Here is a 17,799-nt window from a genome sequence, read left to right on the forward strand (position 1 = left end):
GTTATCTCTGGCCTGCGATCACCAGGGATCGCCTTCGGCCTGGCGCAGGTCCAGTGTGCCGCTGTCCCTGAAGCGCATCGTGCCGAACAGGCCGCCCGCCAGCTTGCCGCGTAACGTGTAGGGCAGGTTGTCCAGGCGCTGGGTCTGGCTCAGGCCGAGGGCCTGTCGGAATGCGGCAAAAGCCGAAACGCTGACCGGCACCACCAGTACCGCTTCCGAAAACGAACCGATGGAGCCGTGCTGGTTGCTGACGCCAGACGCCAGCAGTCGGCCATTCACGTCAAGGTCAAGCGCCACGCCGCTGTAGTCGATCGCGGTCTCGTTCGGATTCTGCACGCGCAGCTTCACCGCCATGCGCAATTCCAGCCCCTGACCCGGCAACGGGTCGATGCCTGCCACGCTGATGGTCAACGGATCGCGGTTGGGCAGCAGGGTACATGCGCTCAGCGCTAGTATCAGCAGGCCTGAAAGCACCATGCGCATTGGGTGTAGCGACATTGTCCGGTTCCTCGACGTGGCGTCAGTCACCTTCAGACCGCGAGCCCGTCAAGAGATTCGCAGGTGTGTGCAGGCCTCCCGGTTCAGCCTGATGATCCACCTTCCGTGAAGTTACCCGCTAATCTGCCTGTTTCAACCATTGCGTCGTGCTGCACGCAGGTTGATGATTTCAGCGATCCAATAACAACAAGACTGGAGATAGCCATGTCCATCGAAAGGACGAACCCTCATCAGGACCCTGCCCAAGACCCTGTCGTCATCGTCAGTGCTGCTCGCACACCCATGGGTGGTTTCCAGGGTGAGTTGCAAAGCCTGAGTGCGACCCGTCTGGGCTCGCTGGCCATCAGTGCCGTCGTTGAACGTGCCGGTATCGATACCCATGACGTTGACGACGTGCTGTTTGGCTGCGTGTTGCCCGCAGGTCTCGGTCAGGCGCCGGCGCGACAGGCCGCGCTTGGCGCGGGGCTGGGCAAGGCCACGCTCTGTACCACGCTCAACAAGATGTGCGGTTCGGGTATGCAGGCCGCCATTCTGGCCCATGATCTGCTGATGGCGGGCAGCACCCGCGTTGTCGTGGCGGGCGGCATGGAAAGTATGTCCAACGCACCGTATCTGCTGGACCGCGCTCGTGGCGGTTATCGCATGGGCCACGGGCGGGTGCTGGATCACATGTTTTTGGACGGCCTTGAAGACGCCTATGAGCCCGGCCGCTTGATGGGCACCTATGCCGAGGACTGCGCGCAGTACAATGGCTTCAGCCGTGAGGCTCAGGATGCGTTTGCCATTGCTTCCCTGACGCGCGCCCAGCAGGCCATTTCAGAAGGGTATTTTGACGCTGAAATCGTTCCGGTGCAGGTCACCATTGGCAAGGAACAGCGCCTGATCAGCCACGATGAGCAGCCGCCCAAGGCGCGACTGGACAAGATCCCGACGCTCAAGCCAGCCTTTCGCGAAGGCGGCACGGTCACGGCGGCCAACGCAAGTTCGATCTCCGACGGTGCTGCGGCGTTGCTGCTGATGCGTCAGTCCGAAGCCCTGCGTCGAGGGCTGAAGCCGCTTGCCGTTATTCACGGGCACGCCGCTTTCGCCGACGAGCCGGGTCTGTTTCCCACGGCTCCAATAGGCGCAGTCAGGCGCTTGCTCGGCAAGACAGGCTGGACGTTGAACGACGTGGATCTGTTCGAGATCAATGAGGCCTTTGCCGTCGTGCCTCTGGTCGCCATGAGTCAGTTGGACATTCCGCATCACAAGGTAAACGTCAACGGCGGAGCCTGCGCACTGGGCCACCCGATTGGTGCCTCCGGCGCACGCATCATCGTGACCTTGCTGGGCGCCCTGCGTCGCAGGCAGCTCAAGCGCGGGATCGCGGCTATCTGCATTGGCGGCGGCGAAGCAACGGCGATTGCGGTTGAGTTAGTAGAATAGTTATTTTAATCAATTACTTATGATCATGTTGTGATGTAATTTGTCCTGATTCTGGTTTTAGTCGTAAAAATATAAAAAAGGATAGTTATCAATGAATTACGAGACTCTATTGAGTGAGATTCGAGAAGGTGTCGGACTCATTACGCTCAACCGTCCCAAGGCTCTGAATGCGCTCAACGCACAATTGATCGACGAGCTGAACCACGCGCTCGACGCGTTCGAAGCTGACAGTGCCATTGGCTGCATTGTGCTCACGGGTTCGGAAAAGGCCTTTGCTGCCGGCGCGGATATCAAGGAAATGGTCGATCTGACCTATCCGCAGATCTACCTGGATGACCTGTTTCGCGAGAGTGATCGTGTCGCCGCCCGACGCAAGCCGGTGATCGCCGCAGTCGCTGGCTTTGCATTGGGGGGCGGTTGCGAATTGGCGTTGATGTGCGACTTCATCCTCGCGGCAGAGAATGCCCGCTTCGGACAGCCGGAAATCAACCTGGGCGTACTGCCCGGCATGGGCGGTACCCAGCGTCTGACGCGGGCCGTCGGCAAGGCCAAGGCCATGGACATGTGCCTGACCGGGCGCCTGATCGATGCCCATGAAGCCGAGCGCTCAGGCATGGTTTCACGGGTCCTGCCGCTGGAAGACCTTCTCGACGAGGCGCTGAAGGCAGCCGCCAGCATCGCCGCGAAATCCTTGCCTGTCGCCATGCAGGTCAAGGAGAGCGTCAACCGCGCCTTCGAGGTCAGTCTGGCCGAAGGTATCCGTTTCGAACGCCGTTTGTTTCATGCCACCTTCGCCAGCCAGGATCAGAAGGAAGGCATGCAGGCGTTCATCGAAAAACGGCCGGCCATCTTCAGGGATTGCTGATATTCAGGGCATCGCGCTGCTGCTGTGTCCAGTTCTGCTGGAAATAGGTGTGCAGCGCCATGCACTCGCCGGGATGGATCAGCCAGAGTTCCTGAGGCGTCTTGTGATACTCCCGGATCAGTTGTTGGCGATCGGCTTCGCTGAGGCCCAGGTAACCCATGTTGTCAGTGGTGCCTTCGAACAGGAAGTGCCTGGGTGCCAGACGAGCCAGATGATGCAGCCCCGGCTCGCGCATGCGCACGATGTACCAGATCCGCGCTGCCAGCGGCGCGCCACGCAGTCCAGGCAGTCTCGTCAAGCGCAGATCGCTGATGGCAACAGTCTTTCCGGGCGGAACATCGGGCGCAAAGCGGTCGAGCGTGCCGTTGCCCAGCACCGAAATCACCGTCGGCGTCAGATGCAGTTCAGTCTGCTCGCCTTTCACTTTGATGACCTTGTCCGACTCGATATGCAACTGCTGGCCGGATCGTAACTGCACGTAGATCGGTGACTTGACGTCTATTCCTTCCAGTCTTATCCGCGTTCCGTTTTCAGGCAGGGCTCCGGGCACCCCGCAGATCACCGGGCGGTCCGGATCGCTGTCAAGGTGCGCAATGATCACACGGGTGCCTGCCTGTAGCCGGGCGACCGGGTTGACGCCTGTGGACATGACGCGCGCTAGCGGCCACTGTCCTGACTCATTTTCCAGAGCGGATGACTTCTGCCAGTCGAAACGGATCGGCCTGTGGCCTGACAGGCCCTCTTGTGCATCGACGACCAGCCCCATGGGCATGAGCGTGGCCTCTTGAACTTGGTTGATCCTTGGCTTGGGGTGTCTGATCGACGGACGAAAAGGCATCGCCCAGGGCTGCACCTTGAACCGATTTGTGTAGCCACCCGCCGAAACGATGTGATCAGTCATCAGTCCGTTTTCCGTTTCAGGCAGCGCACTGACGATAGCCGCAATGTCGTTGGGGTCAATGCCTTCCAGTGTCTGTAACTGCCTGCCCGCATGGCACACTTCGACCAACAGCCACTGATCGTTGAGCAGGGGTTCGGGATGATCGAGTACGTGCATGACTTCGCCGCTGCGCAGGTGCGGCTGATCGCTGGTGCCCTGAAAGTCACGACGCTCGCAGCGCAGCCGCTCCAGATGGCGGACGCTGCGCTGTTGTCGATGGGCTGTCAGCTGATCTGTGTGACGCTGGCCGGGGGATGTTTCAACGGGTTCGTCGAGCGCTTGCGCTTCAAGGTCCGGGCGTTCTTTCGAGGCTTTGGGCGGGAGCGACGCATGGGCATGCCAGAAAGCGCCTTGCAGGCCAGCGTGGATCGACCGGAGTTCGGCGAGGTGCGAGAGAGCAGGTGAATGATCGTGAGGTTCGCGTTCGCGACGAAACCGTGTCGGCAGCCGATGTTCGGGAAAGCTGGCGGGATCGTCCGAAAATACCAGCGTATGGCTATCGGGCGCATGCTCGAAACGGAAGTGAATGCCTTCCTCCTCGCACAGGCGCTGCAACAGGTGCAGATCGGTCTCGTCGTACTGGATGCACAGGGCGCGACGCGGATAAAGCCCCGTCATCTGTTCGAAGCGGTATTCGCCAGTCTGCAGCCCTTCGCGTTCAAGCAGGTGGGTAATCAACTGCGGAGCGCTCATGTCATGGTATGCGTGGCGTCGAGGCTGTCCGGCCAGGTTTTGCAAGGCAGGCATCAGAACCAGCCGATAATGCGTAAGGCGGCTGCCGACATACACTTCCAGTGCATGATGGATCAGGCCGTGCACGCCTTGACCGGACCGGCCGAAGCCGAGTGAAGCGCTGCGCCCGATCAGGCTGGCCGTGTCCAGCGAGGCTTCAGTGCCGATCAGATCAATGTCGAAGCGGTACACTTCGTTCAAGGCATCCAGCCCGGTAAAGCTGATGACATGCAGATCCATCTGGCAGTCGGCAATCACCAAAGTCATTGGCATTTGCGGGTCTTTGCACATCTTCGGGCGCTCCCACCTTGAAATTCAGGGTGCGAAGGGTACGAAATGCTTGAGTGCAAAAGCATCGTTTCAAGGTTTTTCAGAAAAGGACTACACGACAAAGTGCGAACAGGCCTTGGTCACCCAGCACGGCGACACGCGCATCGAGCAATCACAGCCCGGCAGGGGTTTCATCTGGCGTGATCACGTATAAAATGCGTCGCGCCGGAAATGTCTTTGCCGGCCACCCCTATTTTCAACGTCCTGCCACCCTTGCAGGCTGCCTCGCGGTCGCAGCGGGCGGGACGCACACTGGATCAAGAGAGCAGACATGGGCGCACAGTGGAAGGTCAAGCATAAAGAAGCAGCAGCCAACGCCAAGGGACGTACGTTCGGCAAGCTGTCCAAGGAAATCATGATCGCTGCCCGCGCAGGTGCCGACCCGGACATGAACTCGCGTTTGCGTCTGGTGGTGGAGCAGGCCAAGAAAGCGTCGATGCCCCGTGAAACCCTGGAGCGCGCGATCAAAAAGGGCGCAGGCCTGCTGGGCGAAAGCGTCAACTTCGAACACCTGACCTATGAAGGTTTCGCACCGCATCGCGTGCCCGTGATCGTCGAGTGCCTGACCGATAACATCAACCGTACCGTGTCGGAAATTCGCGTGCTGTTTCGCAAGGGGCAGTTGGGCGCCGCAGGCTCGGTGTCCTGGGATTTCAACTACCAGGGCATGATCGAAGCGGTGCCTGCATCGCCGGACGCCGATCCGGACGAAGCGGCCATCGAAGCGGGCGCTCAGGACTGTGAGGCGGCTGAAGAGGGTGCCACCCTGTTCCTGACCGACCCTACAGACATGGACGCGGTGTGCAAGAAGTTGCCGGAATTCGGCTTTACCGTGCAGTCGGCGCAATTGGGCTATCGTCCGAAAAGCACCGTGGACGGCTTGACCGAAGAGCAGATGGCAGAAGTCGAAGCTTTCCTGGAAGCCATCGACAACCACGACGACGTACAGAACGTCTACGTGGGTCTGGCCGGCTGATCAGAGTGGGTAGGGAGCGCCTCAGGCGCTCCATGCCTGCAGCTTCACAGACACTTCCTCAAGCGTCGGCCTGCGTTTGCAGTCAGGCTGGATGCAGTTTTTTTGAAGCTGCCCAAGTCCTTCGAGGACTTCCGGGTTTTCGCCTGACGGCTCGCAACGCTCCAGCAATTCCCCGAGCAGAATACCGAACGCCCGCGTCTCCAGGCGTTGCAGCGCGTGCCCGGCAGATACTGAAGGATGAAAGGTTGCCGCGCCGAAGTCCCCCAGCAGACAATTGCCGTTTTCCTGCACAAGAATATTGTGGCCATACAGGTCGCCGTGGCTGATGCCGCACGCGTGCAGATGAGCGGTGACCGATGCGATACCGGTCGCCAGACGCAGCAGTTCCGACAACGAGAACCGCGTATCCGCGCCATAGATATCGCGACTGCAGGAGTCCAGGCTGGGCGGACCGGCAAGGTTGGTGAAGTCGGGGGCTATCAGCTCCATAACAAGTCCCCGTTGCTGGTCGGGGTGATTCGAGATCTGTCCCAGTACCTCTATCAGATGCACGTGGCGGCCAGCGGCAATGCAGGCTGCCATTTCATCGAGCGGCGAGCCATCGCTGGTCACGTTACCCTTGTACAGCTTGATTGCTACTGTTCGCGCCTGCCCGTCGTCCTGCCATTCGGCCTGCTGAATGACGCCTGACGCTCCTTCACCCAGACGCTGCCCCAGGTTCAATCGCTGCCACGGAATCTGCCGCACGGGCAGATCCTGGTGCTCTGGGCACAGCGGGTTATCTGCAAACGCCAGCCAGGCGAGGGAGGGCAGTTGCAACAGCCAGTCAGGCAGTTCGGTCAGCCGGTTGGCGGACATCCGGATCAGCTCCAGCCTGTGGCAGTCGGCCAGTGTCGGCGGCAGACTTTGTAACCGGTTGCCGGCCAGCATCAGCTTTTGCAGATCGCGTCGGAGACCCAGTTCGTCAGGCAGTGATTCGATGCGGTTGTCGGTCAGAATCAGCCAGCGCAGGCGTGGCGGCAGCGCCGATGCGCTGACGTGCTGAATACGGTTGGCCTTGAAGCCGACAAGGCGCAACTGCTCACACTGCCCGATGCACTCGGGCAAGTGGGTAAAGGCGTTATCGGACCCGAAGAGAACCTGCAGCCGGGTCAGGCGGTACAGATCGTCCGGCAGATCGCTCAACGAATTGCCGCTGAGGTTGAGGACTTCCAGCGTGTCCGCCAGATCGAATATTTCCTGCGGGAATTCGGTCAGCCCGCAGGACAGGTCAAGACGCCGTATGCCGGCCAGCTTGCCGGCGCGCAGGTCTGCGAGGGTATGCATAAGTGTGGGTTCGGTCTTCAATCGGACAAGCGCGCATCATAGCGGCAGTTTTCGCCGCTCGCCGCACATATCACCCGTCAAGACAGGCAGCGCTCTACCCACTGATGCACGGCGGCCAGGGTCGGTGGGGACTCGGAGTAGAGAATCCGGTAGATCATGGGGGCGACGATGGCATCGATCAGCTCGTCGGCCGAGGGCGACGGCTCGTTACGACTCGCAGCGCGATCGATAATGGTCTGCAGCTGCTCGCGGACGATAGAGGCGCATTTGCCGCCACTGTTGGAAGCGCTGGCGGCGACGTCACGCATCATCTCTCGTCCAGGTGCCGAAGACATTTCGTCCAGGTACATCTCGCTCCAGCTCAACAGGTCCAGGCGCAGATTGCCATGATCGATGGGTTCATCCGGGCGAAGCCGCGCGATGGCGACATCAGCCAACAGGTTGGTCAGATCGCCCCAGCGACGGTAGATGGTCGACGGCGTAACCCCGGCACGGGTCGCGATCAGAGGCACGCTGAGTGTCGAGCGGTCCTGTTCCAGCAACAGATCGCGAACGGCACGGTGAATGGATTCCTGCACACGGGCGCTGCGGCCTCCGGTGCGTACTGCTTCTTTGATAGCCATACGGCGGACCTTAACACAAAGTATTTGCTTTAAGCGGCATCAGACAGCACACTCCGCAAAAGCTAATTAATGGCTTTAAAGATTGCGTCAGTGGAGAGTGTACCCATGTCCCTAACTTTGCAGAACCCGCAGCTCGATGGCCGGGAGCGAAGCCATCTGGTCTTTCTGGCCTTCACGACCCTGTGTTTCTTTGCTGCATCCAGCACGCCTACGCCGCTTTATCACCTGTATCAGGAAGCATGGGGCTTTTCTTCCGGGATGCTCACGCTGATTTTTGCGGTCTATGCATTCAGTCTGCTGGCCGCGCTGCTAATGGGCGGATCGCTTTCCGATCATCTGGGTAGACGGCCTGTGATTCTCGGCGCCTTGCTGATCCAGGCCGTTTCCATGCTGTGCTTCATCGCCGCCACGGATGTGACCTGGCTGGTGATCGCGCGGCTGCTTCAAGGGTTCGCTACAGGGTTGGCTGCCAGTGCGCTGGGGGCTGCGTTGCTGGACAGTGATCAGGTCCGTGGACCGTTGATCAACAGTATTTCTCCGATGTTGGGCATGGCGGTCGGTGCGTTGGGTACTGCGCTGTTGGTGCAGTTCGCGCCGCATCCCTTGTTGCTGGCTTACTGCTTGTTGCTGGCGGCCTTTCTGGCGCAGGCCGCTTACCTGAAGCGAGTGCCCGAGACGGTCAGTCCGCAACCGGGCGCATGGCAGTCCCTGAAACCTTCGCTGCATGTGCCGGTGCAGGCCAGGCGCATGTTGTTGCTGGTGCTGCCGGTGGACATAGCCGCGTGGGCGTTGGGGGGCTTCTTTCTGTCCTTGAGCCCGTCATTGCTGGCCGCTGCCACTGGTTCGACCTCGCCGCTGGATGGCGGGCTGGCTGTCGCAGCGCTGACGCTGAGTGGTGCGCTGGCCATTATGATCCTGCGTCAGCGCGCTCCAGAGCTGGGTCTCTGGGTCGGGGCAAGTTTCATGATTGTCGGGGTTGCGGTGATTCTGCTGGCCGTCAACTCAGGCGTGCTCTGGCTGTTCTTCTGCGGTGCGATGATCGCCGGAGTCGGCTTCGGATCGAGCTTTCTCGGCGCGTTGCGCATGCTCATGCCGACGGCGCACGCACATGAGCGAGCGGGCCTTATGTCAGCGTTTCTGGTATTGAGCTATCTGGCGTTCTGTATGCCAGCTCTGGCAGCCGGTTTTGCTGCCCGCTCGTTTGGTCTGGTGATGACCAGCAATGTCTATGGCGGGATCGTTATCGTATTGGCATTGATGGCGTTGAGCAGTTTGCTGGTGCGCCGTGCTGCAGGTGCAGGTGCAGGTGCAGGCACGGCGCGCGATGAACGTGTCGCGTGATTGCGGGCACGCCTCTACCGGGCAAACGCCGCCCCATAGGGAAGGCGGCTTGCCGGCGATTCGGTTTATCGAGCGACATCTCTGTGTCTGAAATGAAGCTATTACCGTCAGCGCAGGTCCTGAACCATTTCTGCCAGCACGCTCAGCACGTCCTTGCCCAGCTGCGCCGAGCGTTTGCCTGACCAGCCAGTGACAGGGTCGGGGGCGTTGTCGTTGTCCTTGAACGGCATCTCCAGCGTCAAGGCCAGGCATTTGTAACGCTCGCCAACGCTGTTGCAGGCCAGGTTCATATTGGCCTGGCCTGGGGCGCTTCGTGGGTAACCGTACACGCTCTGAAAGTCGACCGTGATCTCGCCCAGGCGGCGACGGAATTGCTCTTCCAGTTGCTGCTGTTTGGCGGTATAGCCTGGGTTGCCTTCGCAGGCGGCCGTGAAGACGTAGGGGATTTCCTCGTCGCCATGCACGTCAAGGAACAGGTCAACACCGTACTGCTCCATCTGCTGTTTGACGAAAAACACCTCAGGGCTGACTTCCTCGGTGCTGTCTTGCCAGGCGCGATTCAGATCCTTGCCGTTGGCATTGGTGCGCAAGTGACCGTGAAAAGCGCCGTCGGGGTTCACGTTTGGCACCAGATAAAGGTCAGCATTGGCCAAGAGCTGCTGCATGGCGGCATCGCCGTCCTGCTGAAGGCGCTCGATAACCCCTTCCATGAACCATTCGGCCATGTGCTCGCCGGGGTGCTGCTGGGCGATCATCCAGATGTTGCGCTTGCCTTCGGCGCCGTCGCCTTTGCGCAGTAACTGAATATCGCGGCCCTCGACGCTTTTGCCGGTCGCCAGCAGTTGCATCCCGGCCTGTTCCTGAGCTTGCTCGATCAGTTCGTCATGACGCTTGCGGCTGTAGGGTTCGAAATATGCGAACCAGATTTGCGGCTGGCTTGGCGACAGGCTGAAATCGAGAGCCTTGCCATCGAACCCTGAAGGTACCCGGAACCATTCCTCGTGGTCGTAGGACGCAACCGCGTGGTAACCGGTCCATGCGTTATTGAACGTCGATTCGCTAGCGTTGGTCAGGCTGAAGGTGTGGGGCACGCCAACCTCCATGCCCTCGACCTTGAAGTGGAACCACTGAAAATGACCGCTTTGGGTGTCGGGTCTGATGGCCAGTTTGATGCAAGCCGGGTCGCTGGCATCCAGGACCTGAATGTTACCGCTGTCGAAGTCTGCGTTGATGATGAGGGTCAAGGTGCGTGCCTGCGTATGTTATGCGTTCAAGGCAATCACTTTACACCGATCCGCTCGCCACAGACTTCTCTGAAACGGTCATTCAGCGTCAGGAAAGCACCTCGGCCGTGACCATCAGGCTGCACAGGAACGCGGTCATCAGGCACCAGGCCAGGTAGGCGCGTCGTTTGCGCCGATGCCAGTTGCCTGCGCCCAGCAGTGAGGCGGGGGCCTGAAGTTCACGCCAGACGCGTTCGCTATGCTGAAATGCAGCGAGGTGTCTGGTATCGGCGTCGAGCCAGTGCCGAAATTCGATCCGTTCACTCGCGGTCGCGCTCGGGCTTTGCAGGTGCACGTACCAGCGGCTGGCCTGTTCCTGAATGACCTGATCATCAAGGGTTTTTGCGGGGGTGCAGCCATGGGCCTGCCTGAGTGCGCGGACCATCGCGCGCTCTACTTTGGCAAGATCGACGTCAAGGAAGCGGGCAATCTCGGCGTAAGGCAGGCCATCGAGACGGCTGAGGAGGAAAATCTGTCGGGTACGACGCGACAGTCTGCCGAGGGCGTGACGTGTTTCGACCGTACGCGCCGACGGAGGTACGTCTGGCAGTTTGGCGGGCAGGGGCAATAAAGACGAGAGCTGGCTACTCATGATGTATCGCTCGCTGATCTTCCATAGAAATTCTTCCTTGAGCCTATAGGTTTCATCCATCACGCAATCAGCCTAATGAATGCGAGAATCATTCTCAAGTGAAAAGGCGCTGCAATTACGATTTATCTGGCAGTTACAGCCGCTGTCGGTGCAAAAAAATGACTTGAGACGTCATTGCTTTGATATCATCCGCGCCATTCTGAAACACTGTGCAACACCCCAGACTTCATTAGCCTGAAGCAGCGAAAAACCAAAAAAAAGACCCGGCAAAAAAGCCGGGTCAAAAACCGTGATTAGCCTGATGAGGAGATAATCTGCAAGCCGACCTAAGACTTCCAGGTTATCCAGCCAGTCTCGCGACCAGCTGATGCAATAATAATCATTATCATTTGCCAGTCAAATGTTTTGACATCCTCATAGAAAGAAACAATCCATCGGCGTCTGTCGATGGATTGTGCCTTTTTCCTGAATACTTCTTTTCTTCCTCAGTCCAGCGGCAATTCAGTCGTGCGCTTGACCGTGCTCATGGCGATGTTGGAGTGCGCTTCGTGCACGTGTGGCAGTTGCAGCAGATGGTCCCGCAGAAAGCGCTCGTAGCTGGCGATGTCCTGTGCCACGACCTTGAGCATGAAATCCATGCCGCCCGCCATGGTGTAGCACTCCAGCACCTCAGGGTGGCCGATGATCGCTTCTTCGAACTCGGCCAGATATCGCCTGCCGTGACCGGACAGCTTGACCTCGACGAACACTGTCATGCTCAGCCCCAGCTTTTGTGCGCTGAGCAGCGCGACGGTGCGCTCGATCAGGCCTTCTTCCTGCAGTCTGTGGATGCGTCGCCAGCAGGGTGACTGCGACAGCTCGACACGCTCGGCAATCTCTGCCGCCGACAGGTCGGCGTCATGTTGTAACAGGCGGAGAATCTTGCGATCGATAGGGCTCAATTTAAGCTGCATGAATTGACCTTGTTTTTTGTTTTTTTCGAAGAGGGCATGCTCAATATCAGCAGATATCTGTCAATTTAGAAAGAAAAAGCCTCTTTTCTACAGGCAGTCTAATGACAAGGCCGCCGGGCTCGACCCTCCCGGCGAGATGGACCTGACTCATAAGAAAGCCTGAATAAAAACAAGAGAGGTAATCGCATGACCCTGGCTGATATTCGTCTGGACGATAAATACCGGCTCGCCACCGGCAACCTGTACCTCACCGGTACACAGGCGCTGACCCGGCTGCCGATGCTGCAGAAGCAGCGTGACGAAGCGCGCGGGCTCAATACCGCAGGTTTCATTTCCGGTTATCGCGGTTCTCCATTGGGCAATCTGGATAAAAGCCTGTGGGATGCAAAGGATTATCTCCAGCAGAATGCCATTCACTTCCAGCCGGGCATCAACGAAGAACTTGCGGCCACGGCGGTGTGGGGCAGCCAGCAGGTCAACCTGTTTCCCCAAGGCAAGTACGACGGGGTCTTTGCGCTCTGGTATGGCAAAGGTCCAGGTGTCGATCGTTGCGGTGACGTCTTCAAGCATGGCAACTCTGCGGGCGTTGCCGCCAACGGCGGGGTGCTGATCCTGGCGGGCGACGACCATGGCTGCAAGTCATCGACCATTGCGCACCAGAGCGAACATGCCTTCATCGCTTCGATGATTCCGGTGCTCAACCCCAGCAATGTTCAGGAAATCCTCGATTACGGCATCATCGGCTGGGAGCTTTCGCGCTACAGCGGTTGCTGGGTGGCGATGAAAACCATCGCTGAAAATGTCGATTCCTCTGCAGTCGTCGAAGTCGATCCGTTGCGCATGCAGACCCGCATCCCCGAAGACTTCGCGCTGCCCGAAGGCGGTCTGCATATTCGCTGGCCGGATCCGCCGCTGGCGCAGGAAGCACGTCTCAACACTTACAAGATCTACGCGGCCAGAGCGTTTGCGCGTGCCAATGCGCTAAACAAGGTGGTGATTGATTCTGCGCAGCCCCGGCTGGGTATCGTGACCACTGGCAAATCCTACCTGGATGTACGGCAGGCGCTCGAAGAGCTGGGCATCGACGAGCAGCTCTGCGATCAGGTCGGCATTCGCGTGCTCAAGGTCGGCATGAGCTGGCCGCTGGAGCCGGTGTCGGTGCATGACTTCGCCCAGGGACTGGACGAGATTCTGGTCGTCGAAGAAAAGCGCAGTGTTATCGAAGATCAATTGACCGGCCAACTGTACAACTGGCCCGTGGACCGTCGCCCGGTGGTGGTAGGCGAGTTCGACGAGCACGGCTGCTCACTGCTGCCGAACCTGAGTGAATTGACCCCGGCGATGATCGCGCGGGTCATCGCCAAACGGCTTGCTCCGTTCTACAGCAGCCCGCAGATCGAAGCGCGCCTGCAGTTTCTCAGCGAGAAGGAAAAAGCCCTTCAGGCGCCATTGTTCACGACCCAGCGCACACCGCATTTCTGTTCCGGGTGCCCGCACAACACGTCTACCCGGGTACCGGAAGGCAGCCGTGCACTGGCGGGCATTGGCTGTCATTACATGACGATCTGGATGGACCGGGCGACCGATACGTTTACCCAGATGGGCGGCGAGGGCGTGACCTGGATCGGTCAGGCGCCGTTTACCGAAACTGCGCACGTGTTCCAGAACCTGGGCGACGGCACCTATTTCCACTCAGGGCATCTGGCGCTTCGCGCTGCGGTCGCGTCCAAGGTCAATATCACCTACAAGATTCTCTACAACGACGCCGTGGCCATGACCGGCGGACAGCCCATCGATGGGGTGTTGCGTGTCGATCAACTGAGCCGCCAGGTGTTCAACGAAGGCGTGCAGCGGATCGCCCTGGTGTCTGACGAGCCAGACAAATACCCGGACAGAGAAGGCTTTGCGCCTATCACCACGTTCCATCATCGACGTGACCTGGACAGCGTGCAGCGTGAGCTTCGCGAGTTCAAGGGCGTTTCGGTGATCATCTATGACCAGACCTGTGCCACCGAGAAGCGTCGTCGCCGCAAACGCGGCACCATGCCCGACCTGGAAAAGCGTGCGTTGATCAACCCGGCGGTGTGCGAGGGGTGCGGTGACTGCGGTGTGAAATCCGGCTGTCTGTCTGTGCTGCCCAAGGAAACTGCACAGGGCCGCAAACGTGAAATCGACCAGAATGCCTGCAACAAGGACTTCAGCTGCGTTGAGGGCTTCTGCCCCAGTTTCGTCACCGTTCATGGCGGCAAGCTGCGCAAGCCGGTCCTGCCTAAACAGGTCGAAGCGTTCGCCGCCTTGCCTGAGCCGGCTCTGCCTTCACTGGAGCGGCCGTTCAATATTCTGCTGCCCGGCGTCGGTGGCACCGGTGTGACCACCGTGGGCGCGATGCTGGGGTATGCCGCCAATCTGGAAGGCAAAGGCTGCAGCGTGCTGGATCAGGCCGGGCTGGCGCAGAAGTTTGGTCCGGTGGTCAGTCACATTCGCATCGCAGCGCGCCAGCAGGATTTGTTTGCAGTGCGGATTGCCGCCGGCGAAGCACATCTGTTGCTGGGTTGCGACCTGTTGGTGGCGGCCGGGCCGGATGCAATCGCCAAGCTGGACAGCGCGATTTCCCATGCGGTGGTCAACAGTCAGCAAACGCCGACTGCAGAGTTCACCCGCAACCCGGATGCAGTGTTCCCGGTCGAGGCCATGAAACAGACCATCGTCGATGCGGTGGGCGCGGACAAAACCCACTTCGTTGAAGCTACATCACTGGCGACACGGTTGCTGGGCGACAGTATCGCCAGCAACCTGTTCATGCTCGGTTATGCCTACCAGCTGGGTTTGATCCCGTTGACGTCGCACGCCATCGAGAAAGCCATCGAGCTCAACGGTGTTTCCGTCAGCCTCAATCAACAGGCTTTCCTGTGGGGGCGTCGTACCGCTCATGACCCGGCCGCCGTGGAAGCATTCGTCAATCCCCAACAGCAGCCCGTCGAGCCGCCACAACTGTCACTGGAACAGCGTATCCAGAGCAATCTGACCACGTTGATCGACTACCAGAATCAGGCGTATGCCGACCGTTACCTCACACTGGTCAGACGTGTGCAGGATGCCGAAGCAAGGCTGTTCCCGGGGCAGCACCCCATGCTGACCGAAGCCGTGGCGTTCAACTACTTCAAACTGCTGGCGTATAAGGACGAGTACGAAGTGGCACGTCTGTACAGCAACGGAGATTTCACGCGACAACTGGAAGCGCAGTTCGAAGGGGATTACCGCCTTGAGTTTCATCTGGCGCCTTCATGGCTTGCCAGGCGCGACCCGCACACCGGACAACCGCGCAAGCGCAGCTTCGGTCCCTGGATGTTGCGAGCATTCGATGTGCTGGCAAAATTCAAGTTTCTGCGCGGCACGGCGCTCGATCCGTTTGGTCGCAGCCTTGAGCGTCGTCAGGAGCGCGAACTGATCGAGCGCTACGTCAGCGATGTCGAGCTGATTATGCAGCACCTGCAGGCTGGCAATCGTCACACCGCCTTGAGTCTGGCACGCCTGCCTGAGCGCATCCGCGGTTATGGCTACGTGAAGGAAAGTGCAATGAAGGCTGCGGCGATTCAGGCCAATGTGCTGCGTCGCAGTCTTGAAAATGGGGAGATGGCCGCGCCGAAGCTGTATGAGGTGGCGGCATAAAGACAGGCTGCCCGATGACTGACTGATTGCGCACCTCGACGGGTGTGCAATCCAGTCTAGGGTGTATTCAAAAGGGTGTTAATGTTGTTCTCATATATTCTTTTGAATTGTTTTTGATAGAGATTTTATAAAAGACTATTGAGCTGATTAATAGAATTGAATTTTATTTTTTATGCGCGGTCGTCGAGTTCTAAAAATAAAAAGAATATTTGCTCTAAGTTTAAAGTTTGAAAGTGTGATGCCGAAAACTTCATGCAGGTTACACCGGCAGGGAGTCGCCAAATACATCACACTCAAAAACTTATCAAGAGCTTTATATGCTGACTACTCTCCTGGGCAACATCAGTGTCAGGTCCAAGCTTGTTCTGGGCTTCACGCTGGTCATTTTGCTGACTGTACTTATCGCGTTGACAGGCTGGTCGGGCATTGTCTCGCTGAGCGAACGTAGCGAACGCACCGCCGACATAAGCAAGTTGAGCACTCTGACTCGGGACATGCGCATTGCCCGCTTGTCATTTACGATCAACTACGACGCCGAACGCGCCAGCAACTGGCTCAAAGCGTACGAGACCCTGGATAACCATGTGCGCTATGCCGCAACGGTGTTCACCTCCGATATCAATGTGCCGCTGATCAATGCATCGCTGGCAGCCATGAAAGATTATCGGATTCATTATGACAACCTGATGCAAGCCACTGAAGCGCGAGAGGCCACCCGGTTGGTATTTGGTCGACACGCTGATGCCGCAGCAGAAGATCTGCAGAAACTGCAAAGTTTCGCAAACTCCATTGAGGGCAGTGCGCAGTTGCGGGAAACATCCGCTGAGGCATTGATGGTCTTTCAGAAAATGCGCTTCGATGTACGCGGGTACACGTTTTCGCTCAAGGCCGACAGCAAATTGGTCGCTGAAGCGTCCATCAAAACGGCCATTGATTTCATGAAAACGCTGAGCGCATTCAGTGGTCAGGCCGATACCGTAAAAGCTCTTCAGGATGCCCTGACTGCTTACCAGAGCGCGATCGCTCAGTTCGCCAGCGCCCAGGCCAGAATCGACGAAGCTCAGGCGGGTGTTTCCAAAAACATCGAAATCCTTCTTGCGTCCGCCGACCAGCTTTCCAAAAACCAGGTCACCCTGAGAATGGAGGACATGAACCAGGCCAGGTCGCTGCTGATCCTGTGGCTGGTGTCGGCACTGGTGGTCAGTATCATTGCGGCCTGGGTCATTACCCGATTGATCGTCGGCCCCTTGATGGAAACGCTGAAGCTGGCCGAACGTGTGGCGGATGGCGACCTCACCGACAGCCGCGTTATCACCCGCAAGGACGAACTGGGTCTGCTGCAAGGCACCATGCAACGTATGACGGGCAACCTTCGCGAGCTGATTGGCGGACTGCGCGACGGCGTTACCCAGATCGCCAGCGCGGCGGAGCAGTTGTCTGCCGTGACCGAGCAGACCAGTGCCGGGGTGAACAGCCAGAAAACCGAAACCGATCAGGTTGCGACAGCGATGCACGAGATGTCCACGACCGTGCAGGACGTGGCCAGAAATGCCGAGCAAGCCTCACATGCCGCAGTCAATGCGTCGATGGAAGCGCGCGAAGGCGACAGCGTTGTTGCCAGAGCAATCACTCAGATCGAAAGTCTGGCCAGCGAAGTCGAACATTCCAGGTCGGCCATGGACGAGCTGAAAAGCGAGAGCAACAAGATAGGCGGCGTTCTGGACGTGATCAAGGCGGTTGCCGAGCAGACCAATCTGCTGGCCCTCAATGCGGCCATCGAAGCGGCACGCGCCGGAGAGGCCGGACGAGGCTTTGCAGTGGTTGCCGATGAAGTGCGCAGCCTTGCGCAGCGTACTCAGACCTCCACGGAAGAAATTGCCTCGCTCATCGGTGGTCTGCACAGCCGAACGGCGCGGGTCGCGACTATTCTGGAGAGCAGCCGGACATTGACGGAAAACAGCGTGGAACTTACGCGCGACGCGGGTCGGTCCATCAATAACATCACCTCATCAATCTCGACCATCGAGACCATGAATCACCAGATCGCCGCTGCTGCCGAGCAACAAAGCGTGGTGGCCGAGGAGATCAACCGCAGTGTGCTGAAGGTGCGGGATATTTCCGAGCAGACCGCATCGGCCAGCGAGGAAACGGCTTCATCGAGCATCGAACTCGCACGCCTTGGTGTGCACCTGCAAGGCCTGGTCAGCCGCTTCCGGGTCTGATCTCACAGCATCGTCGCCAGGCGA

Annotated in this window: 13 protein-coding genes and 1 pseudogene; 7 read left to right on the plus strand and 7 right to left on the minus strand. The window is 58.8% G+C overall.

Features of this window, described 5'->3' with window-relative positions:
* Positions 1–18 precede the first annotated feature (18 nt).
* A complete protein-coding gene (locus tag JTJ32_RS04870) occupies positions 19–498 on the minus strand; it encodes an LEA/WHy family protein (RefSeq protein ID WP_210041180.1) in 480 nt (159 codons plus the stop codon).
* Between the two features lie 204 nt (positions 499–702).
* Here JTJ32_RS04870 and JTJ32_RS04875 point away from each other — a divergent pair, with 204 nt between their 5' ends.
* Positions 703–1,923 (plus strand): acetyl-CoA C-acyltransferase, encoded by a 1,221-nt coding sequence (locus JTJ32_RS04875; RefSeq protein WP_210041182.1) that lies wholly within the window; start codon positions 703–705, stop codon positions 1,921–1,923.
* Positions 1,924–2,014: 91 nt separating this feature from the next.
* Positions 2,015–2,788, plus strand: coding sequence for an enoyl-CoA hydratase (locus JTJ32_RS04880; protein ID WP_099230187.1), 774 nt, complete (start codon positions 2,015–2,017; stop codon positions 2,786–2,788).
* Here JTJ32_RS04880 and JTJ32_RS04885 read toward each other — a convergent pair.
* Positions 2,775–4,733 carry a type VI secretion system Vgr family protein gene (locus JTJ32_RS04885; RefSeq protein WP_210041184.1) on the minus strand — a complete coding sequence of 653 codons (1,959 nt, stop codon included), beginning with the start codon at positions 4,731–4,733 and terminating at the stop codon, positions 2,775–2,777. The two genes, JTJ32_RS04880 and JTJ32_RS04885, sit on opposite strands and share 14 nt — an antisense overlap.
* A gap of 328 nt (positions 4,734–5,061) precedes the next feature.
* Between JTJ32_RS04885 and JTJ32_RS04890 the strand changes: the two genes are divergently transcribed.
* The gene (locus tag JTJ32_RS04890; protein WP_099230191.1) at positions 5,062–5,766 is read left to right on the plus strand and encodes a YebC/PmpR family DNA-binding transcriptional regulator; all 705 of its coding nucleotides are present in this window, start codon (positions 5,062–5,064) and stop codon (positions 5,764–5,766) included.
* A gap of 21 nt (positions 5,767–5,787) precedes the next feature.
* Here the strand turns inward: JTJ32_RS04890 and JTJ32_RS04895 are convergent, their stop codons facing one another.
* Both JTJ32_RS04895 and JTJ32_RS04900 read right to left on the minus strand, forming a co-directional pair.
* Positions 5,788–7,092, minus strand: a complete 1,305-nt coding sequence (locus tag JTJ32_RS04895; RefSeq protein ID WP_210041186.1) for a leucine-rich repeat-containing protein kinase family protein — start codon at positions 7,090–7,092, stop codon at positions 5,788–5,790.
* Between the two features lie 77 nt (positions 7,093–7,169).
* Positions 7,170–7,715, minus strand: a complete 546-nt coding sequence (locus JTJ32_RS04900; protein ID WP_210041187.1) for a TetR/AcrR family transcriptional regulator — start codon at positions 7,713–7,715, stop codon at positions 7,170–7,172.
* Between the two features lie 105 nt (positions 7,716–7,820).
* Here JTJ32_RS04900 and JTJ32_RS04905 point away from each other — a divergent pair, with 105 nt between their 5' ends.
* Positions 7,821–9,056, plus strand: coding sequence for an MFS transporter (locus JTJ32_RS04905; protein WP_210041189.1), 1,236 nt, complete (start codon positions 7,821–7,823; stop codon positions 9,054–9,056).
* Positions 9,057–9,163: 107 nt separating this feature from the next.
* Here JTJ32_RS04905 and JTJ32_RS04910 read toward each other — a convergent pair whose 3' ends face one another.
* From JTJ32_RS04910 to JTJ32_RS04920, 3 genes are all read right to left on the minus strand, one after another.
* Positions 9,164–10,300: a M14 family metallopeptidase gene (locus JTJ32_RS04910; RefSeq protein WP_210041191.1), complete on the minus strand. Its 1,137-nt coding sequence runs from the start codon at positions 10,298–10,300 to the stop codon at positions 9,164–9,166.
* 88 nt (positions 10,301–10,388) lie between these two features.
* A complete protein-coding gene (locus tag JTJ32_RS04915) occupies positions 10,389–10,931 on the minus strand; it encodes a sigma factor-like helix-turn-helix DNA-binding protein (protein WP_210041817.1) in 543 nt (180 codons plus the stop codon).
* Positions 10,932–11,416: 485 nt separating this feature from the next.
* The gene (locus tag JTJ32_RS04920; RefSeq protein WP_099230198.1) at positions 11,417–11,884 is read right to left on the minus strand and encodes an Lrp/AsnC family transcriptional regulator; all 468 of its coding nucleotides are present in this window, start codon (positions 11,882–11,884) and stop codon (positions 11,417–11,419) included.
* Between the two features lie 186 nt (positions 11,885–12,070).
* Here JTJ32_RS04920 and JTJ32_RS04925 point away from each other — a divergent pair, with 186 nt between their 5' ends.
* From JTJ32_RS04925 to JTJ32_RS26670, 3 genes and pseudogenes are all read left to right on the plus strand, one after another.
* Positions 12,071–15,553 carry an indolepyruvate ferredoxin oxidoreductase family protein gene (locus JTJ32_RS04925; protein ID WP_210041193.1) on the plus strand — a complete coding sequence of 1,161 codons (3,483 nt, stop codon included), beginning with the start codon at positions 12,071–12,073 and terminating at the stop codon, positions 15,551–15,553.
* 317 nt (positions 15,554–15,870) lie between these two features.
* Positions 15,871–16,872: pseudogene (locus JTJ32_RS26665) on the plus strand (methyl-accepting chemotaxis protein); the annotation flags it as partial.
* A gap of 198 nt (positions 16,873–17,070) precedes the next feature.
* Positions 17,071–17,775: a methyl-accepting chemotaxis protein gene (locus JTJ32_RS26670; RefSeq protein WP_371682175.1), complete on the plus strand. Its 705-nt coding sequence runs from the start codon at positions 17,071–17,073 to the stop codon at positions 17,773–17,775.
* Positions 17,776–17,799: the final 24 nt, after the last annotated feature.

The organism is Pseudomonas alliivorans, from assembly GCF_017826695.1.
Lineage (GTDB): Bacteria > Pseudomonadota > Gammaproteobacteria > Pseudomonadales > Pseudomonadaceae > Aquipseudomonas > Aquipseudomonas alliivorans.